This is a genomic window from Glutamicibacter arilaitensis (assembly GCF_044793945.1).
Taxonomy (GTDB): domain Bacteria; phylum Actinomycetota; class Actinomycetes; order Actinomycetales; family Micrococcaceae; genus Glutamicibacter; species Glutamicibacter arilaitensis_B.
Genome location: NZ_CP084994.1, coordinates 1759427 through 1775520, shown reverse-complemented (window position 1 = coordinate 1775520; position 16094 = coordinate 1759427). Strand labels below are relative to the sequence as shown.

The 16094-nt window shown below is 58.5% G+C and carries 15 protein-coding genes; 6 read left to right on the top strand and 9 right to left on the bottom strand.

Annotated features, from left to right (window positions below; translation table 11 throughout):
• Window positions 1-104 precede the first annotated feature (104 nt).
• From serB to LG294_RS08150, 3 genes are all read left to right on the top strand, one after another.
• Window positions 105-1028: a phosphoserine phosphatase SerB gene (serB, locus tag LG294_RS08160; protein WP_404291251.1), complete on the top strand. Its 924-nt coding sequence runs from the start codon at window positions 105-107 to the stop codon at window positions 1026-1028.
• A 160-nt stretch (window positions 1029-1188) separates the two neighbouring features.
• A complete protein-coding gene (locus LG294_RS08155; protein ID WP_404291249.1) occupies window positions 1189-2916 on the top strand; it encodes a VanW family protein in 1728 nt (575 codons plus the stop codon).
• 74 nt (window positions 2917-2990) lie between these two features.
• Complete coding sequence (locus LG294_RS08150; protein ID WP_404291247.1) at window positions 2991-3785, top strand: GNAT family N-acetyltransferase; 795 nt, start codon at window positions 2991-2993, stop codon at window positions 3783-3785.
• A 123-nt stretch (window positions 3786-3908) separates the two neighbouring features.
• Here the strand turns inward: LG294_RS08150 and LG294_RS08145 are convergent, their stop codons facing one another.
• A complete protein-coding gene (locus LG294_RS08145; RefSeq protein WP_404291245.1) occupies window positions 3909-4658 on the bottom strand; it encodes an SDR family oxidoreductase in 750 nt (249 codons plus the stop codon).
• 41 nt (window positions 4659-4699) lie between these two features.
• On the bottom strand, window positions 4700-5422 hold the full coding sequence (locus tag LG294_RS08140; protein WP_404291243.1) for a beta-ketoacyl-ACP reductase: 723 nt from the start codon (window positions 5420-5422) through the stop codon (window positions 4700-4702).
• 209 nt (window positions 5423-5631) lie between these two features.
• Here LG294_RS08140 and LG294_RS08135 point away from each other — a divergent pair, with 209 nt between their 5' ends.
• From LG294_RS08135 to LG294_RS08125, 3 genes are read left to right on the top strand one after another with little or no spacing between them, the layout of a single operon-like run.
• A complete protein-coding gene (locus LG294_RS08135; protein WP_404291241.1) occupies window positions 5632-6036 on the top strand; it encodes a DUF3099 domain-containing protein in 405 nt (134 codons plus the stop codon).
• Entirely contained in the window at window positions 6037-6279 is a 243-nt protein-coding gene (locus LG294_RS08130; RefSeq protein WP_404291239.1) for an acetone carboxylase, read from the top strand.
• On the top strand, window positions 6280-7191 hold the full coding sequence (locus LG294_RS08125) for an SURF1 family protein (protein ID WP_404291237.1): 912 nt from the start codon (window positions 6280-6282) through the stop codon (window positions 7189-7191).
• A gap of 380 nt (window positions 7192-7571) precedes the next feature.
• On the opposite strand, the gene LG294_RS08120 is transcribed toward LG294_RS08125, so the two are convergent.
• From LG294_RS08120 to mptB (LG294_RS08090), 7 genes are all read right to left on the bottom strand, one after another.
• On the bottom strand, window positions 7572-7808 hold the full coding sequence (locus LG294_RS08120; RefSeq protein ID WP_404291235.1) for a hypothetical protein: 237 nt from the start codon (window positions 7806-7808) through the stop codon (window positions 7572-7574).
• A gap of 127 nt (window positions 7809-7935) precedes the next feature.
• The gene (locus LG294_RS08115) at window positions 7936-9537 is read right to left on the bottom strand and encodes an ABC-F family ATP-binding cassette domain-containing protein (protein ID WP_404291233.1); all 1602 of its coding nucleotides are present in this window, start codon (window positions 9535-9537) and stop codon (window positions 7936-7938) included.
• A 173-nt stretch (window positions 9538-9710) separates the two neighbouring features.
• The gene (locus LG294_RS08110; RefSeq protein WP_404291692.1) at window positions 9711-10808 is read right to left on the bottom strand and encodes a GTP pyrophosphokinase family protein; all 1098 of its coding nucleotides are present in this window, start codon (window positions 10806-10808) and stop codon (window positions 9711-9713) included.
• A 65-nt stretch (window positions 10809-10873) separates the two neighbouring features.
• Entirely contained in the window at window positions 10874-11641 is a 768-nt protein-coding gene (locus tag LG294_RS08105) for a DUF2637 domain-containing protein (RefSeq protein ID WP_404291231.1), read from the bottom strand.
• Window positions 11642-11771: 130 nt separating this feature from the next.
• The gene (locus LG294_RS08100) at window positions 11772-12863 is read right to left on the bottom strand and encodes a VanZ family protein (protein ID WP_404291229.1); all 1092 of its coding nucleotides are present in this window, start codon (window positions 12861-12863) and stop codon (window positions 11772-11774) included.
• A gap of 66 nt (window positions 12864-12929) precedes the next feature.
• Entirely contained in the window at window positions 12930-14444 is a 1515-nt protein-coding gene (mptB, locus tag LG294_RS08095) for a polyprenol phosphomannose-dependent alpha 1,6 mannosyltransferase MptB (protein WP_404291227.1), read from the bottom strand.
• Entirely contained in the window at window positions 14444-15973 is a 1530-nt protein-coding gene (gene mptB, locus LG294_RS08090; protein WP_404291225.1) for a polyprenol phosphomannose-dependent alpha 1,6 mannosyltransferase MptB, read from the bottom strand. The genes mptB (LG294_RS08095) and mptB (LG294_RS08090) overlap by 1 nt, the downstream gene beginning before the upstream one ends.
• Window positions 15974-16094 lie beyond the last annotated feature (121 nt).

Sequence of the window (16094 nt, the reverse complement as noted above, 5' to 3'; positions counted from 1 at the left end):
ATGATTATACAACTAACTTGTACAAGTGCATTGACCTTATTGCCGGTGGGGCGAACCGGCCGTCATGTTTGGTCGTACTCGGCCCCAGAGACGAAAATAGTTTCATGGCTTCAACTTTGACCCTCGTTTCCCGCCCGGCACTGCCCCGCGAATCATTCGATTCGCTCATTGACCATCTAGGCAATGCGATGCCTCTTTCCCCAGAAGCCACCTTTAATGTGCAGCAATCGGCAGAGCGCCTGGTGGCTAAGGCTCGTTTCGAGAATGCCGACTCGACCGCCTTGCGCGTCAAAGCACAAGAGATATTTGATGCCTACATTGCGTCCGGCGCGATTAAGGCATCGGATGCCTGCGTGACGGTAGTGGATTCCGCACTGACTGATGCGCCACGCGTGCTACTACTGATGGATGTCGACTCAACCCTGATCAAGCAGGAAGTCATCGAATTGCTTGCGGCACATGCAGGCCGCGAAGAGGAGGTCGCTGCGGTCACCGAAGCCGCAATGCGAGGAGAATTGGACTTCGCCCAGTCGCTGATTCAGCGAGTGGCCACCCTGAAAGACCTGCCAGATACCGTCTTGAGCGAAGTCATTGCGCGCGTTGTGTACTCCGATGGCGCACGCGAACTCGTGCAGCGCTTCCATGCGGCTGGGCACATCGTTGGCGTTGTCTCCGGCGGATTCCAGCAGATCCTCGACCCGCTGGCAGCAGAGCTCAAACTGGACCACGCGTTGGCAAATAATTTGGGAATCAAGGCTGGGCTACTGGACGGCACGGTGCACGGTCAGATCGTGGATCGCGCCATGAAGGAAAAGATGCTGCGCGCTTGGGCCGCTGAACACGGCATCGGTATGGAAGCAACGATTGCCGCCGGAGATGGTGCCAACGATTTAGACATGGTCAGCGCCGCGGGGCTGGGTGTAGCGTTTAATGCTAAGCCGGCCTTGCGGGAACAAGCGGGCGCTCGCATCGATTTCAGTCGACTGGATGTGATCGCTGACCTAGTTTTGAACGACTTCGAGGCCTGAAATCCAACAAGTCGATAACAATTCAGGCGATTGCTCACACAACTCAGCGTGTCGGTTGCTCCACCCGTTAGTATTTCTTTTGGTGCACTACTGTACTTGGAAGTAATTATTCAGGTATTGTGCCCGACCCCAATCGCTTTTCGAAAGAGCTAACAGACAAGTGCAGACTCCCTCCCCGGACAGTTCATCCTCACCCGCCGCTCGCAACGGTTCCAAGGGCAAGGCCAAGCCATGGATCATTACCGGTTCGTGCGTGGTCGCTGCGGCAGCGCTCTACTTCGGAGGCGCCGCCTTTGTGAGTGCCCAGATCCCAGCGAATACGAGCATCGCCGGGGTGAATATTGGTTCGATGAGCCAGGACGAAGCACGTGTAGCCTTGAGTGAGTCCGTGGCCCCTCTGGCCGCGGAGCCGTTCGAGGTCCTCGTAAATTCGAAGAGCTACAAACTTGATCCGGCCAAGGCAGGCCTGACGCTCAATATCGATGACACGGTCGCCGACCTGACCGGATACGAAGCTAATCCGGCGGATCTGATAGATCGCCTGTCCGGCAAATACACCGCCACCGCAAGTGTCGACGTAGACAAAGAAAAGCTTGACACGGAGCTTCAGGCCCTGGCCGAAAAGGCTAATGCTGAGGTCACCGAGGGTGAGATCACCTTCGCCAGCGGCAAAGCAAAGCTTGTCGCACCCGTGGACGGCGTCAGCTTGAAGCAAGATGAAGCCGCTAACCTGCTTAGCGAAGAGTGGCGAATCGGCGCCGAGGGTATTGAGCTGCCCAGCGACGTCACCAAGCCTAAGATTTCCCCCGATGCCTTGAAAGCCTTCTATGACGACCAGGTGAAATCCTTGCTCGCGGGCAAAGTCACTTTGACCTCGGATCAGAAAAAGGTCGATATTTCGGTTGACTCGATCGCCGCCGCAGCCAGCTACACTCCGAAGGATGACGCCCCCGCCATCACTCTGGACGATAAGAAGCTCTTCGAAGCGGCGACAAAGAATTCTGAGCTAAGCAGCACGGCCAAGAATGCACGCATCACCTTGGCCAACGGCAAGCCGACTATTACGAAGTCGGTGGCTGGTGTCGCACTTGAGACCAAGGGTCTAGGGGCTAAGGTACTGGCCGCGACCGAGACGAAGGAACGCACCGCCAAGGTTGTCTTGACCGCTTCCGAAGCCGATTTCACCACAGAAGACGCCAAGAAGCTGGGCATCAAGGAAGAAATCGTCGAGTTCTCGACCCCCTACCCGACCAATGACACGGTCCGCACCAAGAACCTGCGCGCGGGCTCTGAACGCATCAACGGCACCGTGGTCGAACCCGGCGAAAACTTCTCGCTGCTCGAGGCGCTGGGCCCAATCACCGTCGCCAACGGCTACTTCGGTTCCGGCGTCGTAGTTGACGGTTTCTCCAGCGAGGCAGTGGGCGGCGGTCTTTCACAGATCTCCACCCAGTTGTACAACGTCGGCTTCCTTGGCGGTTTCGATGACGTCACCCACAAGCCGCACTCCCGCTGGTTCGAACGCTACCCAGCAGGACGCGAAGCGACCCTCTGGGAAGGCTCGGTCGACATGATCTGGAAGAACAACTCCCCCTACGGTGTAATGATTCAGGCTTGGGTGTCCGGCGATCGGGTTCACACCCGCCTGTGGAGCACCAAGTACTGGAAGGTCTCCCAGAAGAGTTCGGGCAAGTACAACCAGACGAACCCGGAGACCAAGTACAACACCGCTAAGGATTGTGTTTCTGAAAGCGGCGGTCAGAAGGGCTTTACCATCGATATCACGCGTAACCGTGTGACCGTTGACGGTTCGAAGACTCTGCCACCTGATGTAAAGAGCTGGACCTACCAGCCATGGCACAAGGTGGTCTGCGGCGAGAAGCCGTAACCTCAACTTCTTAGGGCGCCTTCTGATATTTCAGAAGACGCCCTTTTTAATCATTTAGCGGGTAGGACCTACTCATGGACTCAGCATTAGCCGGAAAATTTCTTGGTTTTTACGACACGCAGCTACGCACCGACGCAGAGACACCGAGCGCGATCCGCGTGGCCCGGCTCGGTCCATTACGTTTGGTGAGCTTCCAGAATGGCCGAGGCTTCGTCACTTACCCGCACGTTGATATTTCCAGCGGAGTTGATCTCTCCAGCCTGGTCCGCGAGGCATTGGCGCACTACGAATTGGCGCCCGAGATCACCAAAGTTGAATGGAAGACTCGCGGTCACGATCATGCACCCGGACTGCATGAAGAATTGCTCGCCAATGGTTTTGTTGCCGGGGAATCTGAATCCATCATGATTGGGCAGGCTTCGAATCTCGCGGTAGACGTCGGGTTGCCGCCAGGCGTTAGCCTGCGCCAAGTCTCAACCGAGGCAGATGTGCGTGCCATGAGCGCGATGCAAGACGAAGCCTTCGGCGATCCGGTTTCAGAGCATCAGGCTGAAGCGCTGTTAATGCGCCTCGCCACAAATGACGGAATGGAACTCTGGATTGCGGAGGCCGATGGGCAGATCGTCAGTGCGGGCAGGCTTGAACCAGTTCCAGGCACTGAATTTGCGGGAATCTGGGGCGGTGGAACCCTTGAGCAATGGCGCGGAAGAGGGATCTACCGAGCACTGACAGCTGCTCGTGCACGCTCCGCACTGAAGATGGGCAAAACGCTGATCCATAGCGATTCGACTGAGTACTCCCGCCCCATCCTCGAACGCTACGGTCTGCTTCGGGTCTCGACAACCACTCCCTACCAGTGGACACGCTAGTCGCTGAGCATTCTGCACTGGGCAACTACCCTTTTCGAAACCCTGCCCAGAAGCGTAAAGCCTGCTGCCCCTCCCAATTCATGGGAGCGGGCAACAGGCTTTACACCTCTGATTAGCAGATAATTACTGGCCAGCCTGCTTCAGGAAGTCCGCGGCGCCACCGACATACTCGGTGTGACCGGATTCCACATCGGCGAAGACCATCTTGGCAACCTCTGCGCCGAATTCCTCGACGGAGTACAGCTTGCCGGCTGCCTCGCGGCGGGCCTCGATTGCGCCTGGTTCAACGCGGTTCAGCAGGGTCGCCGTGATGGTGCCCTCGATCATGTCTCCGGAGACAACAACGAACTCGATGTTCTTCTCTGCCAGCTTCGGGATGAACTCGCGCAAAGCGTCTTCACCTGCACGCTTGGACTGTGCCACCTGGTCGTAGGCTTCCATGGTGGAGACCTGCTTGATGAAGTGCGCCTGGTGGCTGGTCACGAAGACCACGCGGCCACCTTCGCTCAGCTTTGGCAGGGCAGCTTCAAGCATTGCGACCTGCGCATCTCGGTTCAAACGCAGCGCGTAGTTCTCACCCAACGAGGTTTCCATACCGCCAGAGGCGTTCAGCACCAGCACGTCGAGGGAACCGAAGTTCTCAACCGCTGCGTCGACCAAGGCTTGGGGGCCCTCAACGGTGGTGAGATCCGAGCCCACTGCGACGGCCTTGCCGCCTTTTTCCTCGATGGTAGCCACGATCTTATTAGCTCGTGGAGCCTTCGCGCGGTAGTTGATCACCACGCCGATGCCCTGCTCGGCGAGGATCTGTGCGGTGACTGCGCCGATGCCGCGGGAAGAACCGGTGACAATTGCACCCTTGTATTCGCTCAACTTTTCTTACTCCTTCGGATGATTGAAGATTGGGGGTAGTTCTAGTGGCCCATGCCCAGGCCGCCATCGACCGGGATCACGGCTCCGGAGATGTAGGCCGCTTCATCGCTGGCAACCCAGCGGACCACATTGGCGACCTCTTCAGGTTCGGCGAAGCGGTTGGCCGGGATGGACTGCAAGTAAGACTTCTGGGTCTCTTCGGGAAGGACTGCGGTCATTTCGGTATTGATGAAGCCCGGTGCAACCACGTTGGCGGTGATATTGCGTGAGCCCAGTTCACGGGTCAGCGAACGTGCGATGCCAACCAGTCCTGCCTTGGAGGCGGCGTAGTTGATCTGTCCTGGCGAGCCGTAGAGGCCAACCACCGAGGAGATCAGCACTACGCGCCCGCGCTTCAGACGCAGCATTCCCTTGGTCGCGCGCTTGATCACGCGGAAGGCGCCTGTCAGGTTCGTGTCGATCACCGAGGTGAAGTCGTCTTCGCTCATGCGCAACAGGAGAGTGTCTTTGGTAACACCTGCGTTGGCAACGAGCACCTCGACCGGTCCATGAGCCGCTTCAACCTCTTTAAAGGCCGCGTCTATCGACTCTGAGTCGGTGACATCTGCCTTCACTCCTAGCAGCCCAGCGGGTACCTCGCCACTGCGGTAGGTGATCGCTACCTTGTCACCGTTGGCTTCAAAAGAACGCGCAATGGCTAGGCCGATTCCGCGGTTTCCGCCGGTGACCAGTACGCTGCGGCCGTTGGTGGTATCCGTGCTCAATGTATTTCTCCATCCATGCCAGTTCCGCACACCATCAGTTTGCGGGCGAGAGATCAGGCACTTTGCTTAGGTCAGTAGCTACTCTGAGAACAATCCTATTAGCTACCATGCAGTATTACCGCTTCGACGGCATGTAGAAATTCGGTTCTCACAGGCTCAAGTGAGAGAATGAAGGCAGAAATACCCCCGTTGAGCGAAGTTCGAAAGCCATGTCACATCAGCACTCGAACCACGGTCCCAAAGACCAACCGGTTCATCGCATTACCGAAGCGCACGAGTCCCATAGCTCCGAGCGCGATCTGCGTATACGCAAATACACGATCTCCATGACCGTGCGCATGGTGTGCTTCATCTTGGCCTTCTTTTTTGAGGGCTGGATACGCTGGGTATTCCTGGCCGGGGCGATCATCCTTCCTTATATCGCGGTGGTCATCGCCAACGGTGGTGCCGATCTGACAAAGCGCGAACCGCCGGCGGAGTTCTTCACCGGCCCCGCACCGGAACAGCTTGAAAACAAGGCCCAGGCCACCGAGGTCGAAGAACCAGAAGTGGTCATCATCGACGGCACGCTCGTAGAGCCGACCCCGCCTAGCGCGACTCCGAAGGAGCAGTAAATGGATCTGTTGGGTTCACTCGGTGGCGCAGAAGCCGCGCCGGCCCCGGTGCAGTGCTCCCGCAAGGGATGCCGACAGCCAGCCGAATTTCAGCTTTTGTGGAATAACCCCAAAATCCACACCCCGGAACGACGCAAGATCTGGTTAGCCTGCCAAGAACATCGCGGATGGCTGGAAACCTATCTCAAGGAACGCTTGCTCTATAAAGAAACCCTGCCAATGGGCGAAGGAGCTAATCAGTAAATGTACCGTTTTTTGGCCAGTACCCGCTGGGTAGGCTGGTTGCTGCTCGTCGTGATCTTTGCCGCCGCTTGTACTGGCCTTGGCAAGTGGCAGGCAGATCGCCGCGCCGAAGTTCTCACCGCGATCACGCATGTGAACAACAATTATGACGCCGAACCGGTATCCGGGAACGACGCGCTGTCAAAGTTTGATGCGCTGCCCGAGGAAGATACCTGGATGACGGTCAAGCTCACCGGCCAATATCTCACCGAAGACACTCGCATCGTGCGTAACCGCATCAAGGCGGCCCGCCCGGGCTATGAGGTGCTAGTTCCTTTCCGCACCGAAACTGGTTCCACCGTCATTATCGACCGCGGCTACCTGCCCATCGGCAACTCCGAAAACGGACGTCCCGACGAGGTGCCCGCTCCCCCAGCGGGCACTGTCACTCTGGAGGCTCGCCTGAAGCCAACGGAAATCAAACTGGATCGCGGTGCCCCCGAGGGCCAGCTAGCCTCCATCTTCCTTCCGGGCTATGCCGAGGATCTTGAATACCCGATCGCCGAAGGCGCCTACGGCATCATGTACGCCGAAGACCCGGCACCGGCTTCCTCTCCGCTTCCGCTGGACAAGCCCGACACCGATGAAGGACCGCACCTGTCCTACTCTTACCAGTGGTACGCCTTCGGCGCGCTTGCCTTCGTGGGCTTCTGGTACGCGGTGAAACAACAGCGAAAGATCAATGCCGAAGATGCCGCCGAGCTAGCCGAGGCGAAGGCGCTGGGCTTCGACGAACCGGTGCACCGGGTGCGTAAGCTGCGCGCGAAGCAGGAGAAGAAGTTCAGGCGTGATGGTTCCCTGACCGATGAGGCCTACGAGGATGCAATGCTCGATGAACCGCGAGACGCCAGCGCCTCCAGTGAATCGCGCTAAGCGCAACTAGAATTCAGTCTCCAGCAGGATGCGGAGTTATAACGGTTGTTGCGACACCTGATTATTCGGGAGTTGCAGCAACCGTGTCTGGTTAACCGAAGAACCAACACCCAAATGATCTGCAGCATTCGCGGTTGAATCTCCGAACTTGTTCTGGGCCCGCCAAGATTTCGGGTTTGCGTTCATTTCTCTTGAGCAACCTTTACGGGTCCGGTGGTTCATACCTTGTGCGAAGATCCCCTGAACCGTGCCCGGTGGACGAAGCGCCTGGGGACCGAGCCGGATGCTGCTTGCGCCGCATGATTTTGAAGGCCGCCTGAAAGTTACTGCTGGAGCTATCGAGGGATGCCAATAATCCCGGGGGCGTGGAACGAGTGCTCTCAGTCAAACGCACCGATGGTTCGCACCAAAGCAGCGAGAAGAAAACATATTGCGGCGATGAACAAGCCCCAGCTCTGCATATCAAACGAGGCAATCAACTCGGTAATGCGCTTGCGCGGTGAACCCTTCTCGCCTGGTGCATGCTCTGCGGAACGAGCCGGCTGCGCTTTCCATGCCGCGTAGAAAACGATGACGGTCAATCCCGCCGCGAGGGTCCAAATGATCAGTAGGTCCACGAAGCATTCTCCCGCCACTGACACTCTATTATGCCCGTATTTCCGTCGCGTTTTCATGGCACGAGGCGAGCCCAAAAAGGGCCGCACACCAAGTGGTGTGCGGCCCTTTCCATGGAATGTCGCTGGTTTAGGTCAGCGAAACCAATTCCAGGTAGCCGTCGTTGAACAGATCTTCATCGCCATCGGGCAGGATGACAACGCGTTCAGGCTTCAAAGCGGATACTGCGCCCTCATCGTGGCTGACCATGACCACTGCACCAGGGAAGGTGGACAGCGCACCGAGGACCTCACCGCGCGAGGCGGGGTCCAGGTTGTTAGTTGGCTCATCGAGCAGCAGCACGTTGGCGCTGGAAGCTACGATGGTGGCCAAAGCAAGACGAGTCTTCTCACCGCCGGAGAGCACTCCGGCAGACTTGTTCACGTCATCGCCGACGAACATGAACGAGCCGAGGATCGAACGCACGTCTGCATCGTTGAGGTGATCGGGCGCGTTGCGGCGCATGTTCTCCAGCACGGTGGCTTCGGTGTCCAGGGTGTCGTGCTCCTGGGCGAAGTAGCCGATCTTCAGGCCGTGGCCCGGGACGATCTCACCGGTATCCGGTTCGGAGACGCCGGCGAGCATGCGCAGCAAGGTGGTCTTGCCGGCACCGTTCAGGCCCAGGATGACTACCTTTGATCCGCGATCGATCGCCAGTGACACGTCGGTGAAGATCTCCAGCGAACCGTAGGCCTTCGACAGGCCTTCGGCCATCAGCGGGGTCTTGCCGCAAGGGGCAGGATCCGGGAAGCGCAACGCCGCGACACGGTCGTTGGCACGCACATCTTCGAGTCCCGAGAGCATGCGGTCCACACGCTTGAGCATCGACTGGGCGGCGGAGGCACCGGAGGCACGGGCCTTCATCTTGTTGGCCTGCGCCGTCAAGACCGAAGCCTTCTTCTCGATGTTGCCGCGCTCGCGCTTGCGGGCGCGCTCGTCGGTTTCGCGCTGGATCTGGTAGCGCTTCCAGTTCATGTTGTAGACGTCCACGGTGGCGCGGTTGGCGTCCAGGAAGAGCACCTTGTTCACGGTGGCATCCAGCAGGCCGGTATCGTGGCTGATCATCAGCACGCCACCGGCATAATTCTTGATGAAGTCGCGCAGCCAGGTGATGGAGTCGGCATCCAAGTGGTTAGTCGGCTCGTCGAGCAGCAGTGTTTCGGCATCCGAGTACAGAATTCGGGCGAGCTCCACGCGGCGGCGCTGGCCACCGGAGAGCGTGCTCAGCGGCTGGTCCAGGATGCGTTCTGGCAAATCCAGATTCGAACAAATCGCGGCGGCTTCGGATTCTGCGGCGTAACCGCCGGCGGCCATGAACTCGGCTTCCAGACGGTCGTAGCGGCGCATCGCCTTGGCCGAGACCGCGGCGTCGTCGCTGGCCATCTCGTCGCGGTTCTTGGCAAGCTTGTTCAGCACGATATCCAGCCCACGGGCCGCGAGGATGCGGTCGCGCGCGAGCTGCTCCATATCCGGAGTCTTCGGGTCCTGCGGCAGGTAGCCGATGGAGCCCTTGTTTGTCACGTCGCCGCCGGTTGGCTGGGTTTCCCCGGCCAGAACCTTAGTCATGGTGGTCTTACCGGCACCGTTACGACCCACCAGTCCGATCTTGTCGCCCTTGTCAATGCGGAAGTTTACTTCGTCCATCAGCAAGCGGGCGCCGACGCGTAGCTCAAGGTTGGCTACGGAAATCATATGGTGTGGCCCTTTCGAAACGGGGTAAGGAAAATCTATTGGCCCTATCAAGGGCAACTTTACTATCCTACCGGTCGCTGTGCTGGGTTAAGTCTTACTGTGTGCGAATCGACACCGGCGGCAGAAAGCAGCCGCCCGCCACCGGGCATCGGTGGCGGGCGGAGGCCTATGGCTTAGCCGCGCTGCGTGGAGCGGAAGTCCTTCATCTGAATCAACCGGCGGCGCAGTGACGCCTCGCGGCGCAGATCCGAGCCATTGGTCTTTTCGATATGCTCCTTGCCGAAGCGCCACAGCAGCACATCGTCGAGCAGGCGGTCCGGACCCGGTGAATACCGGTGGTCCAGGGCCGCGCGGACCTCGGTGACCACATTCGCGTCCAGGAGCTCGGCCAACTGCCAGGTCTTGTCGATGCCGTGCGCGCCGAGCAGTTCGGCCGCCCAGGACCAGTCGTCGTCGCGTTTACGGTCAACATGTGGCAGCAGGGTCTGCCAGATTTCACCGATCTTCTCACCCGTGAGCTGCTGGGCGCCCAGACCCTCGCGGTCGTGGTAGCCGTTCATCCGGTGGTAGAGATCGTCGATGTCGGTGAAGTAGTTTTCAACGGTTTCGAGCATCGCCGAGGTGGCGGTGAAATGCCTGTCGATCTGCGGGTTCCAGGCGGCCTCGCCGGGATGTTTGAACCGAATGTCGTGTTCCATTTCGCTCCAGGCATGCTGGAGCACCGTGCGGATTTGGACCTCGAAGACGAAGTTGCCGCTGGGAACAACCGGTTTGCCCAGAGCCGCCTGGAACTTAGAGACACTCGGCTCATTGCGGGTTTTCAGCAGCAGGTGGCGCGAGGAGTAGCCATAGGTCCCGGATTCCACCGAACCGATGTCCTTCTCGCGGTCGCTGCGGCAATCGAAATCTTCGCGGTGCGCCTTGATCAACGTCGCGACCTGCTGGATTTCGTGGGGAAGCATCACGATGATGCGCAAACCCACCATGTCGTGGATTTCGCGCAGCGGATTCGGGAATTCGAGCACCGGGCTCGACTCTGGAGTTTCCTGCAGCTGGCGCGAAGCCTTAGCCCGGAAGGACTCCGGGGTCTTCACCCGCCCGGTGACGAACAAAGGTTGGACTTCACTGCCATGGAACAACGAACGGATCTTGATTTTCATCGCAGCGAGCACCTCGTCGAGCTCCGCCCCGACCGCCTCGAAACGAGCGACTGCCTCGTCGATCTGGTCGTTGAACTGTGCCGGTTCGATGCTACTGGTCGATTGATCCATAGTCATGCCTCCTAATGCGGTGAAATGCAATAATTCCTTCGTGTGCTGTTAAGCGGGTGGAAACCTTAGGCCTGCGGACGGGATAGCCGCTTGGCCATATCTTCGTACAGTGGCGCCTTTTCTTCGCTCTTCGGCTTCGCTGCGGTGGCCGGTGCGCCAGCTGGCTGCGTCTGCTTCAGCGGGGTGACCTTTTCGGCACGGGACTGGGCAATCGCCTCGGCGCGGGCCCGGGCGATGGCATCCTGGTGATCCTGCTCAAGCTGGGCAACGCGTTCGGCTTCGGCCTGCTGGGAGTCGGTCAGTGCGGCGTTGTAGCCGTCATCGTATGCGACGCCGTACTTCTCGGCGTTGGCTTCGGCTTCATCGTAGTCGTACTCGGCGCGGAGCTTCGCGGCCTCGGACTTCTTCTGGTACATATGCACGGTCAGGTGGGTGATGGCCAGCAAGACGATTGGCGGCATGGCGGCGACAAGTGCCGATACCAGCGGTGGCACACCGTTGACGATCGAGTCGACGGTGAGGATCGCGTGGGTGGAGTTGGCCGCGGTGGATACGATAGCGCCGAAGAACAACAGCGACCACGGGTAGATCATTGCCTTGCGGTTGAATCCGTTCAGCGCAACGATCGCTACCGTTGCCGCGACGATCATGCCGTCGATGATGATTGGCCAGATCCAGGCCAGATTCGACTGGATGCCTGAGCGTTCGGCGAGGTCGGTCAAGGCCGCAAACGATAGGACGAATGCACCGATCGCGATCAAGACCGTAGCGCCGACGGCGGTGCCTAGGACGGCGCGGTGAGGTTCGCGCGGAATTTCTGGCTTATTATCCATGCTGCGGGGCAGACCTTACTTTCGAGAAATGAATAGGAACGTCAACAAAGCGAATGTAGTTGCCTGCGGTATCGGGCACCGGCTCCGGAACTATTTTAGCCTCATCGGCTGAACGTTGTGCGGTGCGCGCTTAGCGCATCCGGCGATCGACGAATTTGGTACCGGTGATCCTGCCGGCCAGGCCTTGGCCGGAGCGATCCATGAGCAGGAAGATCGAACTGAGCACCAAGTAACCGAGGACGAGCAAACTCAGCCAGGCCCAGGGACTGACAGCCCAGATGCTATCGGCGATTTGGAAGGCAAAGGAAATTCCGCCGAGACCCAAGATGCTGCGCAGCAAGGCCTTCCACGCGGAGACCTCGCGAGCGTTGTTTCCGGCGATACGGATCCAGGCGCAACGCTGCCCCAGGCTTGCGCGCCCCGGAGCGAGAGTGGGGAGCAGGAAGACCAGCGCCACCGAGATGGAAGGGATCCACCGCTCCGTCAAATTATATGAAGCCTGCGGTGCGCCCAGTTTTTCGGCGATTTCCAGCGCAAAGGTAGTGAGCATTACCAGGGCAAGCACGAAAGCTATGTCGAAGGCATTGGCCATGAATCGACGCATCCGGGTCACCGCGCGCGGTGCGGCAATCGCGGCGCTCGGTTCACGCGGCCCGGTGAGCCAACTGAACATCGGCAGGTAGGCCACAATCGAACCTATGAGTGCGCCGAGGGTGTTGGTCAGCAGATCGTCCACATCCGCGACACGGTAGGCGCAGGTATAGAGTCCCCAGATGCCGGTGTACTGAGTCAGCTCGATAGCAAGGCTCGCGGTAAGTCCGATGAGCGTGCCCAGGAGAATATTTCCGCGCAGCCAACGAACCGCCAGAATACCCAAAGGCATGAACAAGATCACATTGAATAAGACCTGCCACAGCGTAAAACTTGTCAAAAAGTGACGCATGCCCAGCTCGTAGGATAGGGCGAAGTCGTTGAGGAAGTTCAGCGGATTCAGCTGTGGGATGGCAACCCCCGGCCGGCAAAATGCAGTACGTGTTTCGGGCAGCGGAAGCATGGTGTAGCTGAACAAGCCAAAACCATAAATCACCGCGGCACCGGTGGTCAGCGTGCGACGCCAGGATAACCGCCCGTGGCGGTGGTACTGGATTGCGAGCAGGAAGATACCGGCGGCGCCGAGGAACAGCGCACCACCGAGCATGGCTATCGTCGCGGGCCAAAACATCGTTTGCATATTTCTATCTAAGCCGAGAAAGATACCAAGAAGCTGAGATGTTCAGTGTGAGCTTCGTTATCGTCCGCTGGGAGATCCCGGGATGGTAGCTGGTCCGGTGTTGCCACTGAGCACGGTGCGCGTCTTCGGATCAAATCGGAAGAGACCGGCAATCAGACCCACCGCGACTACGGCTGCCAAGACCCGCATCAGCCAGACAATATGCCACTGTTCGATGGATAGCTGGTCGACGAAAACCACCAGCAGGATCAAGCTGGACAAGTAGATCATAAGCTTCTCCGAAGACCACGAGACGCGGTGCGAAATCGCGAAGAGAGCGATCATCCACAAGATGTACCAAGGTTGGATGATTGGCGCGAGCAAAACCACCGCAGACAGGGCCCACGCGGCCAAGCGGACAGGCCGGGAAATATTCTTGGCCAAGGCAAGCTTGGCGACAATCAGCAGGGAGAAGACCTGAAAGAGTGTCACCACGATCGACTGAGTCAGCGCCACCGGTCCGCCGAGGAAGCCCACGAGGTTGCCAAGCGACCAGCCAATCAGTCCCACCGGAGCATAGGGGAAGGCCGCGTCGCCAGAGGTGAACATTGCTGGCAACCAGCCGAACCACAGATTAGTAACCGCGCCGATCACCGTAAGCCAGGCCAGGCAATAGCAGAAAACCTTCAGCCAGATGACGCAGCGCGCGCGTAGCCGGTGGTCGCGACCGAGCAGCACCAATCCGATAAACGGTAAGACCAAAAGCACGATTGGTTTGACAGAGACCGCAATGGCCAGCGCGAAGGTCGAAGCGATGGCACGGCGGTCATAGGCTAGGGCGAAGGCGCTGAACACGCCGGCAATCATCAACGCATCGTTGTGGGCGCCGCCAATCATGGTCAACAAGAACAGCGGGTTGCCCACGACGGCCCAATTGGACCAGTTCGGGTTTTGCCCCATTTTTTGAGCGAGCTTCGCGGTGAAGTGAAAACAACCAATGACGCCGAGCAGCGCGACAACGCGCAGCAATCCCACACCGATCTCCGGCACACCATTTGAAACGAAGTAGATTATGCGCGATAAGACCAAGAAGAAGGGCCCGTATGGCGAAGGAGACTGCGCCCAGAGGCCATCGGGACCTCCATCAAACCAGCCAGGAAGTGCCGAAATGCCCTCATGATATGGAGATTTGTCGGCATGTAGCATCCGACCTTGGGCCAAGTATGAGTAGACGTCACGGCTGAGGATGGGAAAGCTGAACATCAGCGGCGCAGACCACATGGCGATCAATCTGCCCAGTTGTTTTGAGTGGATCGTATCAGCGGTTTCAACCAGCGGCCGAGCCAAAATCCAGGCTCGGGTCAGCCACGCCAATCCCAGCGCCATCAGGATAATGCAGCTAATCACGCCCCAAACTTCGGTGCGGAACTCGATAAAGAAGCCACTGCGTGCCAGCGGCGAGAGTTGGCTCCGGGGAAACCAGCCGATCCCCCACGAAGCCACGGTGATCATCGCAGAAGCCGCGAATCCCTGCCACCCGAGGTTTCTCAGCGGTGTGGCATGCCGCTCGTAATTTCGCACGTCCACGCTCACTAGGCTTTCTTTTTCTTCTTCAGCCAGTTTGTGGAGCTAAGCAATTCAGGGCAAATCGTTTTAGTCTTCGGATCTAGGAAGATCAGGTACAAGGCGCAGATAATCGAAATGCTCCAAGAGATCAGCTGAACTCTTGGCACCAGGCTCTCCTGCAAGAACTGCCAGACGAAGATTTGGTCTGCGGCCTGATAGGCCAAGAAGAAGATCGTGGTCAGATGCAACCAGAGCATCTGCCAGTCGTCCCGCAGACCCGTAACGGCGAAGAACGGCAGCAACCACAGTAGATACCACGGTTGAATCACCGGAGACAGAACGACGATCCCCGCATAGGCGATGCCCATGCGCTGGACCAAATGCGAGTACTTTCCGCGGAACATGAGAACTATGGCCAATCCCACCGCGAGCAGCTGCCCGCCGGATTTCACCACCGGGAGCACCCAGCCCGATTCCAGGCCGAAGGAATTGAAGATGCCTGAAAGCCCAACGGTCAACATGCCCAATGGAGCGATGATGGAAACTCCGACGCCCTTGTAGTTCAGGAGCACGTCGAGCCAGCCGAACCAATACCCGTTCATCCAGCCTACGAGTGTCATAAGCGCGAGGAAGATGGTCCCGGAGTAGGCCCAGTACAAGATACGTCGCGGCCAGCTGGCCGTCGGTCCTGCCCAGAGCAAACCGATGAATGGCAAGAGCACCAAGGTGATCGGCTTGACCCCAATCGAGGCCGCAAGCACCACAATGGCCCAGAACCCGTGGCGTTTACAGGCGAGATAGACGGCCCAGACGGACAGCCCGACCATCAGCGCATCATTGTGCGCACTGGCAACAAAATTCACCAGGAAGAGCGGGTTGGCCACGGTCATCCACGCCGCCTTGGCCCCCGACACAGAGTGCAATTCGGCCAGTTTAGGAACGTACCGCAGGCAGAGCAACACTCCAATCAGAGCAATTCCACGGAATGCCAGTACCGCCACATCTGTCGAGCCACCCACGATGTTGACCACAATGAATTCAATGGTGAGGAAGAGCGGGCCATAGGGGGTGCCGTCTTGCGCCCACATCGTATCGGCACCCAGCTGGAACCAATTGTTCAAACTGGAGATGCCGTCAACATAGGGATCCTGTCCCGCGTCAACGAGCCTGCCCTGCCCGATATAGGCGAAGACGTCGCGGCTCATGATCGGCAACGCAATGAGCATCGGAATGCTCCACAGCCAGACCGCGCGGCGCACAATCTTCAGCGAGCCTTCGTCCCAGGAATTGAGCTTCTGCCCCAACCGCCACCAGGCTCGAAATAGCAGCCAACAACCGAGCGCCAGCAAGATCACGCTGATGGTCACACCGGTTGCTTCAGTACGGACCATGATGAAAAACGGATCACGGTTCAGCGGTGAAACGCTGGCAAGCCAGCCCGTCCCAAACGACCCGAAGAGGATCATGGACGAACCGACGATGCCACTGAGCAGCGTCTTATTGACACCAGGATACGGCTGGGATTCCAGCACTTCTGGTTTGCTAGCGGACACCATGACACCTCGTGCTGGATTGGACAAAAAGTTTGTTTAAAAATCGATGCTGAGTCCGGGGAATCAGTGGAAAGCCTTAAATTCAACGTCCGGAAATCTCAGTCGATTTTAGCATTGTGCACCA

Coding starts and splice junctions, on each gene's coding strand:
- serB (WP_404291251.1), top strand. CDS start 105: ATGGCTTCAACTTTGACCCTCGTTTCCCGCCCGGCACTGCCCCGCGAA.
- LG294_RS08150 (WP_404291247.1), top strand. CDS start 2,991: ATGGACTCAGCATTAGCCGGAAAATTTCTTGGTTTTTACGACACGCAG.
- LG294_RS08135 (WP_404291241.1), top strand. CDS start 5,632: ATGTCACATCAGCACTCGAACCACGGTCCCAAAGACCAACCGGTTCAT.
- LG294_RS08130 (WP_404291239.1), top strand. CDS start 6,037: ATGGATCTGTTGGGTTCACTCGGTGGCGCAGAAGCCGCGCCGGCCCCG.
- LG294_RS08125 (WP_404291237.1), top strand. CDS start 6,280: ATGTACCGTTTTTTGGCCAGTACCCGCTGGGTAGGCTGGTTGCTGCTC.
- LG294_RS08115 (WP_404291233.1), bottom strand. CDS start 9,537: ATGATTTCCGTAGCCAACCTTGAGCTACGCGTCGGCGCCCGCTTGCTG.
- LG294_RS08110 (WP_404291692.1), bottom strand. CDS start 10,808: ATGGATCAATCGACCAGTAGCATCGAACCGGCACAGTTCAACGACCAG.
- LG294_RS08105 (WP_404291231.1), bottom strand. CDS start 11,641: ATGGATAATAAGCCAGAAATTCCGCGCGAACCTCACCGCGCCGTCCTA.
- LG294_RS08100 (WP_404291229.1), bottom strand. CDS start 12,863: ATGTTTTGGCCCGCGACGATAGCCATGCTCGGTGGTGCGCTGTTCCTC.
- mptB (WP_404291225.1), bottom strand. CDS start 15,973: ATGGTGTCCGCTAGCAAACCAGAAGTGCTGGAATCCCAGCCGTATCCT.